Below are 16,557 nucleotides of genomic sequence, written 5' to 3'. Positions count from 1 at the left end.
CAATTCTCCTTAAATTTTTGTACCAATGTATTTTTCTAACTTTTTAATCGTTTCCTCATTACGGCGATAATACGTCCATTGTCCGATTCGCTTCATTTCAACCAGTCCGCTTTGCAGCAGAATCGATAAATACTGTGAAGTAGTGGATTGCGAAATCCCGGCCTTGCTTCGGATATCCCCTACGCAAACCCCACCTTCAAATCCTTCATCAGCAATAATATGGGCTTGCGGTGAAAAATGACTGTCGGGATCTTTTAACATTTGAAGAATGCTCACCCTCGTCTGGTTCGACAATGCTTTAAAAATTTCAACGGCTTGTTCATCATTTAAGCGTTCCAATTTCTGCTTCAATGTCATTTGCCTCTTTCTATATCGATTATCACTATCCCAATGGACGCTGGATAGATGATCTGAAAGCATCACGCCAAATCGGTAATTCGCGATATTAATATATTAGCCATTTGGTCTGTCCAAATCAAAAGATTTGTTTCGAAGGAGATACGGCGAAATGCTCCCTTCTTAATAAAGACCACTAAAAAAACTCTCTTCCCTTGATACCGCTTGTACCTTTTTGAGTTCTGATAATAGTTGCCCCTGCAGGCCTTCTTTTGGTTTTAATACAGCATTAATTACAATATGTTCCATTTTAATCCTCCTTAATAATGAGTAGTTTGTCTTTCTTTTATAAAGTTTTAAGGTGGCAGTGGGGTTTATGTCCCTCCCAGCATCGTGTAAAAAATATACCCTTTTAAATCTCTTATCAGCTTCAATTATGTAAGCTTTTACTGTTTACTCTTAACTTTTTTAGTATGACGAAAAAGTTGAGGTTTGATTTTCGATTGAATTTGATTGATATTCAACTAAAAGACGACCTAGTAAAACTATATAAATATCGTAACACGGTTCATATTGAATCAGAGTTAATATTTGGTGTATTTTTCTTACATTTGGATAGCCAAAAGCCTACGGAATTAATTCCGTAGGCTTTTGATTATATGAAAATTCAGCGAAGAGACTGTAGAATTAGCTTAATGCTTTTACTAAAGCTTCTCCAAATTCTTTAGCGCCATCTGGACCATCACCAGTGATAATATCATCATGAGCAACAACATGTTTTTCAACATATGTTACTTTATTCGCTTTTAATTGGTCTTTTTGTATATCTACTGGATAGCAAGTTGCTTCTCTTCCAGTAAGTAAACCCGTTTTAGCTACAGTAACCGCACCTGCACAAATCCCTGTTACAAGAACTTTATTAGTATACGCTTGTTTCAAGTAGTCTTGTAATTCTTTATTTTCCCATAAATGATCGTTCGTACCAGATCCACCAATAACAGATACAACATCATAGTCAGTCGCAGAAACGTCTGAGAAAATGACCTCAGCAATTGCTTTACCTTCATAATCCCCTATGATTTCACCTGTTTTTGTACTTGCAATTGTCACTTCAATTCCGTTGCTTTCCAATTCCGCTTTTGGTTGAAATAATTCGTCTTCATTGAAACGTTCTGGTGGTATAATTAAAAGTGCTTTTTTACTCATTAGTAGTTCCTCCTCATTAATAAAAATAATTCGCCGGTAAGACGACTATTTCATTCTACTGCTGGGTTTCTTCACTGTGAAGACTGCACTTTTTTGTAAGGAGGTTACCAACAGGTTACAATTGATACAAATAAGGAGGTAAGAATTTATGCCAGATACATTTAGAGATGAAGTTAAAGAAAAGATCATAAATGGTGATTATAATTGTGAAAAAGAACTTACCTTATCAATTATAAGTGGTAAATGGAAAATCGTTATTTTATGGCATTTAGGGGTAGAAGGACCACATCGATTCAGTGATCTCCAAAGGCTTTTTCCAAAAATATCTCATAAAATATTAACGAATCAATTAAGAGAACTGATGGAAGATGGAATAGTTCATCGCGAGGTTTATCCAGAAGTTCCACCGAAAGTGGAATATTCCATGACTGAATTGGGGATGACTTTACTTCCTATCGTTGAAATGATGTATGAATGGGGAAAAAATCGGATAGCAGAAATCATAAAAGAAATGGATATTTCGGAATTAAACAATTAAGCATAAGCTTACATTTACAATGTTGCTTTACAAAATCTATTAGAAAAGAAGCACCTTCACTTAACTGTAAGGAAGGTGCTTTTTATGCTTAATTGCGGAGTATTTGGATCATTTATGCTGTGGATTGGTTCAACTGAACAGGGATTGTGTTTTCTTTTATTTAAAATAAATTATACATAAAAGAATATATCAAAAGGCTTCCATTCCGCTAATGATGAATCAAGGGTCTTATTAAAAATTAACGAACTCATTTCCAAAACTGCATAATCCAAAAGGCTGGCTAAAAGAAATTTTTGTTTTTTAGGCAGCCTTTTTGCTTTACTAGCGTGTCAACATCCTTTCAAAGTGCTAGTCAATTTAAAAACTTGATTAGATAAATTAACTGTTTTTCAATGTTTAGAATCTTATATGCCCTCAAAAACCTCTTTTACTTATGATACGGTTCACCGAGGTTGATATTAAACTTATCTCTATAGTCATAATGAACGAAACGGCTCCCATCGCTTAACGTAGATTGCACTTGGTCATAATGGTACTATATGGGCCAACTCATGAATAGACGTTGCTAATGCTTGTGTTTCTGTGTTACGACTATTCATAACAATCTCTTTACCTTTACCATCTTTACCTTGAACAAAGGCACCTTTAGATGCTCCTAATTCTGTTACACCTAATTCCGATTGTCGCATATCTCTCATATCGATATTTAATTCTTTAGAAACAGCTTCTATCCCTTTCCTTAAATGCTCGACATTTCTGCCTTCTTCAATTTGGAAATTAAACTGTTTATTAGGGAATATTTTTGGTAAATCTTCTAATGGTGCATTCGTTTGGGATATATCGAATACATGCCCAACTTTAAAATTAGCAATTTTTCTTGTTGAGATCTGCCCCTCTTCGATAGGGATAATAAAGATGAGTAATAGGGATAACTAGTAAAAAGCCGATTCTCCTTTTATGTCAAGGAAAAATCGGCTTTTTAATTAATTATTTCGGATCAATTTGTTGGTGAATTGATTTTTATTAGATTAATGGAAAACTCTATTATAGCATTAGCCTTTTAGGCATTTGACTGTTTTTTCGGGAAAGAAAATTAATTATTAAACAACAACCACACTCAAAGTTTCACTCTTTATATCCCCATAGTATGGAAAAAGTTATAATGATGCATTTGGTTTCTCATCTTTCTTCAAAAATACTTAGAACTTGATAGTTTGATAAGGTACTGTACTAAGAAAACCATATTTACCTAAAACCGTTTATCTAGGATTAATATAGGGAGGGGAAATCGTTTTAAGATTAGTCGCTAATATCAAATGTGTTAATGTTTAGTGAATGGTCGGTATCTCTAACAGAAGCGTAAAATATATCTTTAATTTGATGATATCCCTTTGCCTTTAGTTCTTGCTTAAGCCACTCTTCATTCTTGTTGATTAATTTTAAATTACGCTTCTGAACTTTCCCTTCAATTACAACAGCTATTGGGAATCCATGGTATTCTACTTTCATATGTAAATCCTTTGGAGTAACAGGAACTAATTCTTTCCTTGGTAAAATGCTGATTTCACCTGTTGCTTCCAAAATCGCATATTCAATATCTTGAATATCTGGATATCTTGCTGTTCTTAAACCTGACAACAGCTCAGATAAAGGATATCTATTTTTCCTTAAATTTTTATATACAATTTTTCCATGTTTAACTAAAATAGTCGGTTTTCCTATAATAAAAGGGTTTAACCAATTTAATAAACTTAATTTTGATATAACTAAGTGACGCCCGTTATAACAATGATTCCAATAATCCCCTCTGTTACTCCATTTACTTTAATGGACCCCAATGCTAAATAAGATAAAAATAGAATCGCTCCAAATTCGTGAGGGGTAAGTTGTGCTAGGGCTGATTCCCTAAAATTTTTATGGATACAATAAAAACAATATATATATAAATTAATTTAACTAAAAAAATAGACACTTCTAACACCTCTTAGGAAAAATCACCTTAGTCTGAAGTCAGACTAAGGATGTTCATCTCTTTGACAATACTGCAAAAATTAACAGAGAAAGTTAACCAGTAATGTTTTAATATTTTAAGCACCCTCTAATCAATTTAAAAAAAGATATTTTTCCAAAGATTTTATTTTCAAGATTCGACTTAATGTTATTATGCAAAAAATGGTACTACTTTTTTGTTATGTGTCTTAAGATCATCCAATATAGCGAAATAAACCATTATCCTTTTAAAATAGGCATCACTTTATCAATAGCTTCTTGTAGTTTTTCACTATTTTTACTATACATTTGCTTAGCTTCTTTTGATTCGGTTCCAAGAGCAAACAACTCTAAGTCTGCTTGGCATTTTTTCATGGTCGAAAGAATTGAAGGTCTTTCTTGAGGAGATGCGACTTGTAATTGATCGTCAAACAGGTCAACTGTTAACTCTCCATAGGAATTAACTTGTCCAAGAAAAACATTTTCTACCGTTACACCAAGTTTTTCTAATTCAGTGTGTAACCAAGCACGGCTTCGTCCAATAGTCGCAAGTGGTTCATCCATGATCACACCATCCATAATGACAGTCTGAGGCTCTTTAATTGAAGCAACCGTCAAGTTTAGATCCTTTGCTGTTAATGGTTGGTTTTCTTTCTTTAACATGACGGATAAATCCCCTGTTGCCTCTAATACAGCGAATTCTACATCAGACACCTGATAAACATCCTTCTTACGAAGTAATTCTAATAATTCATCTGTCGTGTATCTTTCCTTTTTTAAATTATCTTCCATGATTTTCCCATCTTTTATAAAGACAGTTCCTGTTCCTTCTACAAAATCACGGAACTTTTTACTTTTTAAGGAAAGCAAACCAGATAAAAAGGGTATTGCTGCAAAAATGACAATTCCAATGATTCCATGAAAAATGTTCCGTTCCAGTCCCATAGCAACTTCAGCACCTATACTTCCAATGGAAATACCAGTTGCATATTCAAAGAAAGATAATTCAGAGATTTGCTTTTTCCCTAACCATTTTGTAATAAAAAATAAAACAACAACAAAGAATATTGACCTTACGGCAATATCTAACCATTCAGGCACCACTTAACACCCCCTATAAAAATTATATCTCTTAAAAACCTTTGTACTGAAATTCCTCTTGTTCTAATTCTCCAACTCGTTTTTTTAAATCCGTGACTACTTCATGTACAACCATCATGGTTTCATGTAATGAACGTTTCGAATCATCATCTAGAGTCTGTAATGCTAAACTTGAAAGACTTGCTTCTACTCCTTTTAAACTGACAAAACATTGTTTGACATCTGATCCTACTGTCATCCTAGATTCTCCTTATCCTTTTGGTTTAAAAATTAAAGCCCCTATCATGCCGAAAATAATGGCTGCTGAAATTCCTGAACTGGTCACTTCAAACATTCCTGTGAGCACACCAACTAACCCATGTTGTTCTGCCTCTTGCATGGCCCCATGTACAAGGGAATTCCCAAAGCTTGTAATAGGTACGGTAGCTCCTGCACCAGCAAAGTCAATCAAGGGTTCATATAATCCAAACCCATCTAAAATGGCCCCCACTACTACAAGGGTACTTAACGTATGTCCCGGAGTTAGTTTAAACACATCAAACATAATTTGCCCAATGACACAAATCAAACCACCTACGGTAAAAGCCCAAAAGTAGGTCATAATGATTGTTCACCTCCGTATTCAATCGATACCGCATGAGCGATACAAGGAATCGTATCATTTTGCTGGAAAGAAAGAGGTGATAATAAAGCACCAGTGGCCACTACTAACATTCTTTTAAATTCGCCTTTTTTCATGCGATTTAATAAATGACCATAGACTACTGTTGCTGAACACCCCGCCCCACTTGCCCCTGCGAGGACTGGTTGTCCTTTCCGATAAATCATAAGTCCACAATCTTGGAATTGTCCTTCACTAATGGAAGTTCCATGCTTTTTAAATAAATCAAGGGAAACTTCACGCCCTATCTTTCCAAGATCCCCAGTGACGATTAAATCATAATAAGAGGGATCAATCTTTCTTTCCGTTAAATGCGCTTCAATCGTATCAACAGCAGCTGGTGCCATAGCCCCCCCCATATTAAATGGATCGGTCAGTCCCATATCAATCACACGGCCTATCGTAGCAGAAGTGACACTCGGTCCATCCCCAGAATCACTTAAAAGGGCCGCACCAGCACCAGTAACCGTCCATTGTGCAGTAGGTGGTTTTTGTCCTCCATATTCTGTCGGATAACGAAACTGTTTTTCAACAGCTGTGTTATGACTCGAAGCCCCTGTTAATATATATTTAGCCCCCTTTGTATTAATAATATAAGCACCTAGAGCCAATCCTTCCATAGAGGTAGAACAAGCACCAAATAAACCAAAATAAGGAGCTCCAATGGTTCGACTAGCGAAACTTGTGGGAGTAATCTGATTGATCAAGTCCCCTGCGAGAAGAAACTGAACCTGTTCCTTTTGTATTTCTCCTTTTTCCATTGCCTTTTGACAAGCTTCTTCAAAAAAAACTTTATGTGCTTTTTCATAGGAATCCTGTCCGAGCCATAAATCGGCATGAAGAAGATCAAAATCTTCCGATATAGCTCCATCTGCTTCAAATGGTCCACCTACTGTTCCAGTGGAAATAATCACAGGCTTTTGTTCGAAAACCCATGTACGATGACCTGCAAGCATTATAAACCACCCCATCTGATTAAAATTGTTTTAATTAAGGCAATGATAAAAGCAGAAAACACACCAAATAAAATGACAGAACCGGCTAGTTTAAACATATTGCCGCCTACGCCCAGTACAAATCCTTCGGTTCGATGTTCAATGGCAGGTGATATGACCGCATTACCAAAACCAGTTACGGGTACAGCTGTCCCTGCTCCCCCAAATTGGGCCATTCGATCATATACTCCAAAACCGGTAAGAAGCATCGTAATAAAAATCAAAGTACCTACCGTCGGATTTCCGACCGTTTGCTCTGTAAAATCAAAATAATAGATGTAAAAGTCTTGAATAAGCTGACCAATAAGACAGATGAGACCACCTGTTAGAAAGGCTTTTATACAATTTGTTACAACCGGTCTTTTTATTTCACGTTGTTTTTGTAATTCCTGGTACTCCTGTTGGACAGGAGTTAATTGTTTCTTTTGATTATTTGACATAGCTCGATCCTTCCTCTTTACGTCTGTTCCTTTAGAATACTTTCAAGTTTTTGCAAATCTTTTTTCAAGCTTTTCTTATTCATATTGTTTTTTTGCAGTCTTTGTTCTATTTTTTCGAGTTCCCAGAACATTTTTTTATCCGTCGAAACGACGACTTTATGATTCGGATACATTTTTTCTAAGTCTGACTTTACTGTCTTCTCGATACTTTTTAATCGAAAACGATTGAAATTTTCTACCTTTATTGCTACAAAAAGCTCTTTATCTGTATTCACAGCCTTTACATCTGAAATTTCTTCTTTGGTAATAATCTTTTCTTTAGCCCTATTGGCAACAGATTGACCGATGGGTTTACTCGTATGTACTTGTGAAATACCTAAATGATTGTTATCCTCATCTAACTGATTTTGGTTATCGTTACATCCTGTTCCAAACCCGATCACGGCTAAAATGGAAAGAAAAATTTTTATTTTGGTTATTTTGTCTTTCATGAAACCATCTCCGTTTTTCCCATTATTTAAAGGAATTAAAAAAGGTTGGTTGGGAGGCCAACCTTTTTTATCTTACTCATTATTGTTGTTTGTATTGAGGTTCTTCTTGTTCAATTTGTTGAACGCGTGGTTCAAGGCTGTTAATAACAGATTGGGTTTGTTTAGCAGCATCTTGGTAAAGTTGCTTTGCCTGTTGATTATCTGTACCAAGAGCAAATGTTTCGAAACTTGCTTGTGCACTTTTTAATCCTGCTAGAGCTGTCTTAACATCATTTATTACTGTCATGATGAATCCTCCTTGAATTTTTTGACCTTTTTAGATTACCCGAATCAGAATTTTCTTATGTGGTGAATTTTTTGGGAATATAGTTATAAAATTACTTTTGGTGAATAGCACCATTTTTTCTGTAGTAACCTCGTTTCCAAATCCCCATCAGTTCTTCTATTTGGCGACGATTATAGGTTTGCGATGTATAATCTTTTTGGGTAATATGTCTCATCTCAAATTTTTTCCACCGTTCCCTTTACTGAACTTAATTAAACACAATAAATATAGAAAACCGCCTGCAACTTCATTTGATGCTTGTTTTAATGCTTCTGAAGCAAGAGTAGTATTAGCAGCAGATTGTTCAATCGCTGAAGTTATCATATCTTTTACTATAGAAGAGGCTGCCTCTGCTTGTTTTAATTTATTAGTATCAATTTGATTAGCCATGCTACTTCCTCCTGTTTGTGGTTTAGTACAAAGATAGAATGCCTCGAATAAAATGTTTTATCCTCAATTCTAAATAGCAATTATTCCTTTGGATAGACAATTATTGAGATTCCTTTCGTTTTAAAATTAAGCCAAAATATTACTAAAATAAATCTTCTGTAGCTTTGAAATAAAGTTGCAATACTAATAAAAAAGACGCGATATTTTTAAGAAAGTCGCGACGTTTATAAAAAAGATGCGATGTTCTAGCCCTTAACAAAGCACCAATTACAGATTTAAGCCTGATTTAAAATCCCTTTTCATGAATTCAGAACCGCAATATTATTACGATCCATCTCGGCAAAATAATCAGGTTGAAAATTTAGACCAAAGGATTTGGGGTATAAGGCCATTTTCTTTAGACCATTTTTTAGGCCTTTTCCCTTTAGACCATTTTTTGGATCTCCCTTCTTTTGGAGACCATATTGGTGGAGAAGCCCATTTCTAGGCGGTTTATTAGGTGGTTTGTTGGCTGGTACGTTATTGAGCCCATTTTGGGATGGTTATCCTTATTTTTATTATCCGTATTATCCGTATATCTTTTTTTTAGCATCATGACTCTGTATAAATTAAAATCATCACTAATACAACATGTATTATAAACAGGTATTTTGAAGTATAAAATTGAGAATAGGAGTTTGGAGTCCAGATTGGAGCTGACACCACTTCACGGGGTAGCGTCAGGATTTTCACAATTTACAACGTTGAGAATACAATCGTTGTTATATCAAGGGGTATGAGGTTTATATCAATATGGTCTAATCTATTGGGACTTAACCGATTTTACGTAAAATAAAGCTTACTAGTGTCTCGTAAGACTTGTCTCAAAAGTCTTATCGTTGTTAAATCCTTCGTTTTTAACAATGAAAACAGCTTAACGTTGTAAATCCGCATTTTCGGGACGCTACCCCTTCACGAGCTTAGAGCTAATGGTTTAGTTACCGGTTATAAAAACGGTTAGTTCATAAAACGAACAACAGTTTGGTTTATCTCTCCATTAAAGAGATTATTATACTTAATAATCGAGTAGGAGGGAGTGATTAACTCCCGACCTCTCATACCACCGTACGTACGGTTCCGTATACGGCGGTTCAATTAAGATGAATAACGCAAAGTTTCGTAACGAACTTGTAGACTTTTCAGCCCTTGGCTTTCCCAATAGGAATTGCCGAGGGTTCTGTGTAATATGGGGCTTTTAGAAATGCGCCAGTACCCTTTTCGGGTGTTTCCCCACTCGTATGCTTTTCCAGAAGGAACTTTCAACCGAGTAAGATTTCTGACTCTTGTTTGAGGTTTCTTCCAATTCTTCCATAGACACATTCTTAATCTTCTTTTAATCCAGCTATCTAGTGATTTGAATGTGGAACTTGTATCTGCTAATCCAAAATAACCACACCACCCCATTAGATATTGGTTTAACATCTTGATTCTGTATTCCATGGAGTATGGCATCTTTCTTGAGGTAATCTCTCGTATTTTCTTCTTCATTCGAACTAGACTTGTTTTCGCAAGACGAACCTTTGGTTCTTTGTGATTCGTGAAACTAAAACCTAAGAACTTCCGGTTCCAAGGACGGTCTACCGCTGATTTCTTTTCGTTTACTTTTAAACGAAGTTTTCCCTCAATAAATCTTTGTACACTCGCCATTACTCTTAGACCCGCACGTTCTGTTTTCACATAAATATTGCAATCATCTGCGTATCGAACGAATTTATGTCCACGTTCCTCCAACTCTTTATCGAGTTCATCTAGAACTATGTTTGAAAGTAAGGGACTTAAAGGTCCACCTTGTGGTGTTCCTTCTTCTATACTTGAAATCACTCCATTTATCATGACACCAGCTTGGAGATATTTACGAATAAGTTTTAATAAAGATTTATCTGAAATTCGTTTCGCTAATGTTGCCATTAGTCGGTCATGATTGACCTTATCGAAGAATTTCTCTAAATCCATATCAATCACCCATCGATAACCTTCCTTTAAATAACCCTTTGCTTTCCGAACAGCGTCATGGGCACTCCGATTTGGACGGAATCCATAACTGTGGTCCGAAAATATTTTGTCATATTCCTTTGATAAAATCTGCGAGATAGCTTGTTGAATCAAACGATCTGTCACGGTTGGGATACCTAGTAAACGCACACCACCATCTGGTTTCGGGATTTCGACTCGACGTACTGGTTGTGGTTCATAGGTTCCATTCAAAATCTGCGATTTAATGGTTTCCCAATTTTCGAGGATGTGCTGTCGTAAGGTTTGTACGGGCATCATGTCTACTCCATGGCTTCCTTTATTCGCTTCCACTCGCTTTAGCGCTTGTATCATATTTTGCCGTTCAAGAATTTGATTCAACATCACCATTTCGTTCCTTTCCGTGATTAGCTTATCTTATTATGCCCATCTGAACTCCACCCTCCGCAAATACCCTCGTGGGATTCACCACTACTTTCTAAGCGTGAGGTTTCTCTGTTTTCTGTGCTATTTCATTCTAGATGGAAAGCCAAGGGCTAATCTCTCTTAATTGTTCAGTCCTTCCGACTGGTTCTAGACCCAATCGTACTATGACCTCTGCTGACTTCTGATGATTCAGCTACTTGTCACCAAGTAGGTTATGAAGGGTACTTCACGTTTCCATCAGACCTCCCCGGGTAAGCACATGCACTTTTACACCATCTATCCGCCTCATTTACTAGGTATGACCTTCGACAGAAAGGACTTTGTTTTGTGTTGCAAACTCATCCAGTCGTAACTAGCCTTGTATGAGATTCGTGTTCCTCGGACCGGTGTTTTGCCTCCAGCTTCCTTCAGATTCCGCGTCACCACGGACACCCTAGCTCTTGGCTAACCTCTACTTCTGTCTTCGGGGTTCGGGACTCGCACCCTATAGTTCATGTGCATGCCGGGCGCACAACAAGGAAATGGGACCTCATTGAGAAGTCCCATTTTGTTTGGGAAAAATGCTCCTGTATAGGTAATCTTCACAGATAGACGTTAGTAATTTATTTTTAGAATAGAATATGTGTCTTTGTGATAAGAGTGCAATTCTCATTAATTTAAATAATTTAACTTGCCTATAAAGGAAATAAACATAAATGATTTTAGTTTTGCACGAATTATTTCGTCAGCTCAAGGAAACTTACCTTATTACACAATAAATAAAAAAACGGAGTGAACTAAAAAGGGATTTAGATATATGGGATCAAGGGAGTAATAGTAACTTTACTGAAGTTTAAATTATTTTTTACTTATGGGATTTCGGAGCATTAAAGTACCTAAAGAATTACTTTCTTTAGATACTTTAATGCCTTTTAAGAAAGGGGGAAAGTGGAGGCGATTATCCCCTAATAAATGAAGTATTCCCTAATATATTTAATTTTTCCTCTGCATTCTTATTCTTAACCTTAAAACCCCGACATATTATTAGATTAAAAATGAGACAAGGTGATTGTTATTTTTAAGAAATTAATAGCTACTCTTATTGGAAGTCTGTTATTAGGAGTTGGTGTGAATGGGTTTCTAGTTCCTCATCATTTAATAGATGGTGGAATCCTTGGGATCGCACTATTACTTCATTATTTTTTTAAATTTCCAACTGGTATTATAATGGTGGGGTTAAGTATCCCTATTTGTATATTTTCCTCAATAAATAAAAAAGAGTATTTTTTTAGTAGTTTGCAAGGCTTATTGGTTTCGTCCTTATTTATTGATTTACTTGTTCCTCTTCGTTCTCAATTTTTTATTCCCCAACTTGCAAGCGCACTAATTGGAGGTGCAATAATTGGAGTTGGTGTTGGTCTAATGCTGCGATATAAGACAAGCACTGGAGGAACTGACTTACTAGCTGAAATTATTTCTGAAACTTTTTCGTTAAATATTGCACTTGTAATCATACTGATAGATGGAATTATTGTGTTGGCATGTCTGGCTTTATTAAAATTAGATACCTTCATTTATTCATGTATAGCTATTACCTCTGTGGGTTTAATAACATCCTTAATTAAAGGAAAATAATTTTTTATTGAGAGTCCCAACAACAAACGTGGAAACATACGCTAAGCAATATCGACATGAAGAAAGCCGATTTTTCCTACGGTGTAGTTAATGGGATGGGAATAATAAGCCTATAAGATTAGTGTTATGATTGTTTTTTTTTAATTACATAAGTCTATTGTTGATGGGTATTTTAAAATTATTAGTTTATATTGCGGAGGAGTTTTATGAGGAAAAAAATTCGCTAATACTAATAGTGTTTTTAAGTACTTTCATTTTAACAATTACGGATCTTATTGGACCATTTAATACTATTGGCTCTGGTACAGCAGCCTTAAAGGAGAAAAATGATGAACTTTACAAAGAAATTAAAGTGTATAGAGAGGAACATAAAATTGAACCGATTGATGCAAAAGTCGATAGAGTGTGGAAGGCAATTCCTGGATACAATGGATTGGATGTAGATATTGAATCTAGTTATAAAAAAATGAAATCAGATGGTAATTTTCACAAAAACAAAGTTGTTTATAAGGAAAAACCTCCAAATGTCCATTTAGAAAATCTAGCACCCATCCCGATTTATAAAGGAAATCCAGAAAAGCCTATGGTGGCGTTATTAATAAATGTTGCTTGGGGTAATGAGTACATTCCAACGATCCTTACCACACTAAAGGAATCCAAGGTGAAGGCGACATTTTTTTTCGATGGTAGCTGGGTTAAAAAGAATCCTGACCTAGCTAAGATGATCTATCGGGAAGGCCATGAAATTGGAAATCATGCTTATAGTCATCTAGATCTTAAGAAGCGATCTAAAAGTGATACCATACAAGAGTTAGAAAAGACGAATGCTCTCATTGAAGAAACCATTGGCATAAAACCGAAGTGGTTCGCACCTCCCAGCGGTTTGACAAACCCTCTGAGGATCTTCCAGTAAGAAGATCCTTTTTTGCTGCTTACTCAATTAATGTACCTTTTTGTTAAGTTAGTATTTTACAATCTTTCTTAGGTAAATACGGTTACTAAAAAGTTTATTTTAGTTTTTATAAATATTCGAATCTTTTCCTCAACGAGGACTATAAACGCTTTCACATGTTCCAGGCGCTGGTTCATAAAAACAATGTTGTTTAAATTGACCAGTAAAAGGTTGGTCATACCATGTTGGAGGACACGGACCATATGGATTAAAGTACCAAAGAGCATATTTCGCTGGGTGATCTCTCCAATATTCCAAATTCTTTCTTGCTAATCTTCTTTCAGATTCTCTTGCTCTTTGATAAAATACATTACCTTTTTGAACAGCTTCAAAAGAGTAATTTCCTCCTTGTACGTGAAAAATGACATCTCTAATTGTTCTTAATTCCTTAAAGTCAGCACAATCTGCTACAACACGGTTAACAATGACATTTCCAACATATAGCATTCCTTGTGGTCCTTCGCCTTCAGCTTCTGCTCTCATCATCCTTGCCATTAAATCGACGTCTGCATTTTGGTAAGCTACTCTTGTCATTTTTCCACCTCCAAAATACAGTATGAAAAAAAGCATACATTCATGCCCTTTTTTACAAATATCAAATGAATACTCTATACAAAACTAGTTAACATAATTAGTAGTAGTGCCTTGCCCCCCTGTTGGAGTCTTTTTAACATCGAATATACTTAGTCAGCCGCAGCAGAATTACGGAATATATTGGGATTAATATAGAAGAAATGTAAAACGGACCTCCATTTTTGTTTTTCGATCCATTTCCAACGTTTAAATTCCTGTGACAAAATAAACTAATTACAAAATTATTTTGGGTGTCTCATAAGAAAAGGTATCTAAACAATTCCTTCGTATTCCAAACGTATACTCGCTACATAGTTTGGACATGTTAAGAGAAACAGAAGGAGGGATTCCAGTTGGAGTGGATTTTTTATCTATACCTGTTAAATATGTTCTTTATCTTATTCATAGCAATTTGGGAAGTACGTAGGCCTGCCAAGGCATTGAATTGGATAATAATCGTCCTTCTTTTGCCAGTCATTGGTTTCTTGCTTTATCTTAGCGTATCAAACCCTAAGTTTATTCATCGAAAAAGATTGAACTCTTCTAAAAATGAATCTAACAAATTACCTGAGACATTCGGTGATTCAGCATCGGTAATTGCCGATGCTTTACGGCATTTCACTGTGAATGGGCTTCGAATGGGCCAAGTCCAAGTGTTTAACAATGGAATAGCAAAATATGAACAACTCATCGAATCCCTACAAAAAGCCCAAAAAACCATTGATCTGGAATATTACATCTATCGGAATGACCAAATAGGTAATCGCATCACAGAACTGCTGATCGAAAAAGCAGTAAACGGAGTGCGGGTTCGTTTTATTAGAGATGGTTGGGGGAGTAAAAAATTTCCGCGTCAAAAAATCCTTCAGATGGTGGAAGCAGGGATAGAATGCCGGACAATATTTCCTTTACGCTTTCCCTGGATTTTATCCAATTGGAATTATCGGGATCATTGTAAGATTGTCACGATCGACGGAAAGAAAGCTTTTACTGGTGGCATGAACGTAGGATATGAATATACAGGATTGAAGCCTGACGTTGGCTTCTGGAGGGATACTCATTTACAAATAACAGGAGAAGCATCAGTCAATTTGCAGACTGTCTTTGACGTTCATTGGAATATTGCTGTGCCGGAACGGATAAAATCGAAAACAAATCTGAAAACAAAATCTGAGGTAACGAAAATCAATCCAATCGGAAGAGTAGATCTTTCCAGATGGTCAGCCGAATTGGGTTCAGAGTTGAGCACCATAGATGGTAAAGAGATGGACATATACCCAAAGACAGGGACATTGCAAAAAGCGTACATCCATACGTTGGAAGGAAACCCTGGAATTCCTACCCCAGTTATTCGTCAAGCTTACTTTATATGTATAACACAGGCGACCAAGACTATTGATATAACAACACCCTACTTTGTACCAGAAACAGATATTATCATGGCATTAAAGACAGCTGTGGCTCGTGGTGTGCACGTAAGATTGCTGGTTCCTCGCCACATTGATCAAAAAAGCGTGGGCTATGCAAGTCGTACCTATTACGGGGAACTTATAGAAGCTGGGGTCCAAATCTACCAGTACAATAAAGGAATGTTACATGCGAAACTGATGATCATTGATGAGGAAATTGCAGAAGTAGGCGCAGCAAACTATGATATGAGAAGTTTTCGCCTGAATTATGAGGTGTGTCAAGTCGTGTACAGTGCTGATGTGGCAAGAGAACTCACAGAGCAGTTCGAGGGGGATCTTACTGATTCTGTACCATTAAGAATTGAAGACTTGTTGCAACGATCCCTGACCGAGCGCATTGTTGAACAGGGTGCTCGCCTCCTTTCTCCATTATTATAAGTTGATGTATCCTGTTTTTATTGTTCTATCTTAAATCTAGATTTAAAAAATTTTTGTTATTTACGATGGAAATTCATTACTAAAAAACGGTAATACTAAAAAGGCAGCTCAAAGAGTTTGAATTCAAAAATATCTGTTACCTTTTAATTTAAATATAGGGATGATATCAATAGATAATATATTTGAAAATCTTAAGGAAATACGTTTATTAGAAGATAAGCTGTATCATTTAGAATTAAATGGTTGGCTAACAAATGAGTTTTTAACTTGGGAATGGTGGATACTAGTTGTTTTTTTAGTTGTGCCTTGGGTTATATGGGCTAAACTTGTTAAACATGACATTATTTTAGAAATTTTGTTATTTGGTACCATAATTATCTTGACAACAACCTTATTAGATGTAGTTGGTGCACAATATAGTTTTTGGGATTACCCCATTGCATTTTTACCTTTTATTCCTCGGGCCTTTCCTTTTGATTTTTCAATGGTGCCTGTAGCTTACATGTTGTTATATCAATATTTTAGAACATGGAAATCTTTTATTTTAGCCCAGATCATTATGGCACTAACATATGCCTATATAGGTGAACCCTTTTGCGAGTGGGTCAAACTTGTTAATTATTTAGAGTGGAGATACAGATATTCATTCATATATTACATCAT

Annotated in this window: 21 protein-coding genes and 1 pseudogene; 6 read left to right on the top strand and 16 right to left on the bottom strand. The window is 35.9% G+C overall.

The features are described from left to right. Positions 1 to 9: 9 nt before the first annotated feature. Positions 10 to 261, bottom strand: coding sequence for an ArsR/SmtB family transcription factor (locus tag QQZ16_RS16415; RefSeq protein WP_371472758.1), 252 nt, complete (start codon positions 259 to 261; stop codon positions 10 to 12). Between the two features lie 258 nt (positions 262 to 519). Then, positions 520 to 645, bottom strand: coding sequence for a hypothetical protein (locus QQZ16_RS16410; RefSeq protein WP_264298268.1), 126 nt, complete (start codon positions 643 to 645; stop codon positions 520 to 522). A 194-nt stretch (positions 646 to 839) separates the two neighbouring features. On the opposite strand from QQZ16_RS16410, the gene QQZ16_RS16405 reads away from it, so the two are divergent. Further along, positions 840 to 983, top strand: a complete 144-nt coding sequence (locus QQZ16_RS16405) for a hypothetical protein (RefSeq protein ID WP_284561523.1) — start codon at positions 840 to 842, stop codon at positions 981 to 983. A gap of 40 nt (positions 984 to 1,023) precedes the next feature. On the opposite strand, the gene QQZ16_RS16400 is transcribed toward QQZ16_RS16405, so the two are convergent. Beyond that, a complete protein-coding gene (locus QQZ16_RS16400; RefSeq protein WP_031537026.1) occupies positions 1,024 to 1,542 on the bottom strand; it encodes a DJ-1/PfpI family protein in 519 nt (172 codons plus the stop codon). A gap of 148 nt (positions 1,543 to 1,690) precedes the next feature. Here QQZ16_RS16400 and QQZ16_RS16395 point away from each other — a divergent pair, with 148 nt between their 5' ends. Beyond that, positions 1,691 to 2,080 carry a winged helix-turn-helix transcriptional regulator gene (locus QQZ16_RS16395; RefSeq protein ID WP_031537027.1) on the top strand — a complete coding sequence of 130 codons (390 nt, stop codon included), beginning with the start codon at positions 1,691 to 1,693 and terminating at the stop codon, positions 2,078 to 2,080. A gap of 524 nt (positions 2,081 to 2,604) precedes the next feature. On the opposite strand, the gene QQZ16_RS16390 is transcribed toward QQZ16_RS16395, so the two are convergent. The 12 genes and pseudogenes from QQZ16_RS16390 to ltrA all read right to left on the bottom strand — a co-directional run bounded on the left by QQZ16_RS16390 (position 2,605) and on the right by ltrA (position 10,869). Beyond that, positions 2,605 to 2,778, bottom strand: a complete 174-nt coding sequence (locus QQZ16_RS16390; RefSeq protein ID WP_155986741.1) for a hypothetical protein — start codon at positions 2,776 to 2,778, stop codon at positions 2,605 to 2,607. A gap of 601 nt (positions 2,779 to 3,379) precedes the next feature. Further along, positions 3,380 to 4,052, bottom strand: a pseudogene (locus tag QQZ16_RS16385) (DUF421 domain-containing protein). A 257-nt stretch (positions 4,053 to 4,309) separates the two neighbouring features. Then, positions 4,310 to 5,170, bottom strand: coding sequence for a DUF421 domain-containing protein (locus tag QQZ16_RS16380; protein WP_031537030.1), 861 nt, complete (start codon positions 5,168 to 5,170; stop codon positions 4,310 to 4,312). Between the two features lie 31 nt (positions 5,171 to 5,201). Continuing rightward, a complete protein-coding gene (locus QQZ16_RS16375) occupies positions 5,202 to 5,408 on the bottom strand; it encodes a DUF1657 domain-containing protein (protein WP_031537031.1) in 207 nt (68 codons plus the stop codon). Between the two features lie 12 nt (positions 5,409 to 5,420). Next, the gene (gene spoVAE / locus QQZ16_RS16370; protein WP_031537032.1) at positions 5,421 to 5,771 is read right to left on the bottom strand and encodes a stage V sporulation protein AE; all 351 of its coding nucleotides are present in this window, start codon (positions 5,769 to 5,771) and stop codon (positions 5,421 to 5,423) included. Further along, the gene (spoVAD, locus tag QQZ16_RS16365) at positions 5,768 to 6,787 is read right to left on the bottom strand and encodes a stage V sporulation protein AD (RefSeq protein ID WP_031537033.1); all 1,020 of its coding nucleotides are present in this window, start codon (positions 6,785 to 6,787) and stop codon (positions 5,768 to 5,770) included. The genes spoVAE and spoVAD overlap by 4 nt, the downstream gene beginning before the upstream one ends. After that, positions 6,787 to 7,266, bottom strand: coding sequence for a stage V sporulation protein AC (gene spoVAC / locus QQZ16_RS16360; RefSeq protein WP_031537034.1), 480 nt, complete (start codon positions 7,264 to 7,266; stop codon positions 6,787 to 6,789). The genes spoVAD and spoVAC overlap by 1 nt, the downstream gene beginning before the upstream one ends. Positions 7,267 to 7,283: 17 nt before the next feature. Then, the gene (locus tag QQZ16_RS16355) at positions 7,284 to 7,757 is read right to left on the bottom strand and encodes a YhcN/YlaJ family sporulation lipoprotein (RefSeq protein WP_031537035.1); all 474 of its coding nucleotides are present in this window, start codon (positions 7,755 to 7,757) and stop codon (positions 7,284 to 7,286) included. A 79-nt stretch (positions 7,758 to 7,836) separates the two neighbouring features. Further along, positions 7,837 to 8,043: a DUF1657 domain-containing protein gene (locus tag QQZ16_RS16350; RefSeq protein ID WP_031537037.1), complete on the bottom strand. Its 207-nt coding sequence runs from the start codon at positions 8,041 to 8,043 to the stop codon at positions 7,837 to 7,839. A gap of 91 nt (positions 8,044 to 8,134) precedes the next feature. Then, complete coding sequence (locus tag QQZ16_RS16345) at positions 8,135 to 8,257, bottom strand: hypothetical protein (RefSeq protein WP_264298269.1); 123 nt, start codon at positions 8,255 to 8,257, stop codon at positions 8,135 to 8,137. Beyond that, positions 8,254 to 8,472, bottom strand: coding sequence for a hypothetical protein (locus tag QQZ16_RS16340; RefSeq protein WP_035416354.1), 219 nt, complete (start codon positions 8,470 to 8,472; stop codon positions 8,254 to 8,256). Before QQZ16_RS16340 ends, QQZ16_RS16345 begins: the two co-directional genes overlap by 4 nt. A gap of 1,134 nt (positions 8,473 to 9,606) precedes the next feature. Next, on the bottom strand, positions 9,607 to 10,869 hold the full coding sequence (ltrA, locus tag QQZ16_RS16335; RefSeq protein WP_031537038.1) for a group II intron reverse transcriptase/maturase: 1,263 nt from the start codon (positions 10,867 to 10,869) through the stop codon (positions 9,607 to 9,609). A 1,083-nt stretch (positions 10,870 to 11,952) separates the two neighbouring features. On the opposite strand from ltrA, the gene QQZ16_RS16330 reads away from it, so the two are divergent. After that, entirely contained in the window at positions 11,953 to 12,522 is a 570-nt protein-coding gene (locus QQZ16_RS16330; protein ID WP_031537039.1) for a YitT family protein, read from the top strand. A gap of 163 nt (positions 12,523 to 12,685) precedes the next feature. Then, complete coding sequence (locus tag QQZ16_RS16325) at positions 12,686 to 13,435, top strand: polysaccharide deacetylase family protein (protein WP_081836613.1); 750 nt, start codon at positions 12,686 to 12,688, stop codon at positions 13,433 to 13,435. 129 nt (positions 13,436 to 13,564) lie between these two features. On the opposite strand, the gene QQZ16_RS16320 is transcribed toward QQZ16_RS16325, so the two are convergent. After that, positions 13,565 to 14,008: a cell wall hydrolase gene (locus QQZ16_RS16320; protein WP_031537041.1), complete on the bottom strand. Its 444-nt coding sequence runs from the start codon at positions 14,006 to 14,008 to the stop codon at positions 13,565 to 13,567. A 392-nt stretch (positions 14,009 to 14,400) separates the two neighbouring features. On the opposite strand from QQZ16_RS16320, the gene QQZ16_RS16315 reads away from it, so the two are divergent. Continuing rightward, complete coding sequence (locus tag QQZ16_RS16315; RefSeq protein ID WP_047945075.1) at positions 14,401 to 15,894, top strand: phospholipase D-like domain-containing protein; 1,494 nt, start codon at positions 14,401 to 14,403, stop codon at positions 15,892 to 15,894. A gap of 160 nt (positions 15,895 to 16,054) precedes the next feature. Next, positions 16,055 to 16,557: CBO0543 family protein (locus QQZ16_RS16310; RefSeq protein ID WP_284561522.1), on the top strand; the 503-nt coding region annotated here is incomplete at its 3' end.

It is taken from the genome of Bacillus sp. T2.9-1 (assembly GCF_950097965.1).
Lineage (GTDB): Bacteria > Bacillota > Bacilli > Bacillales > Cytobacillaceae > Niallia > Niallia hominis.
This window is presented reverse-complemented; position numbering and strand designations above follow the sequence as displayed.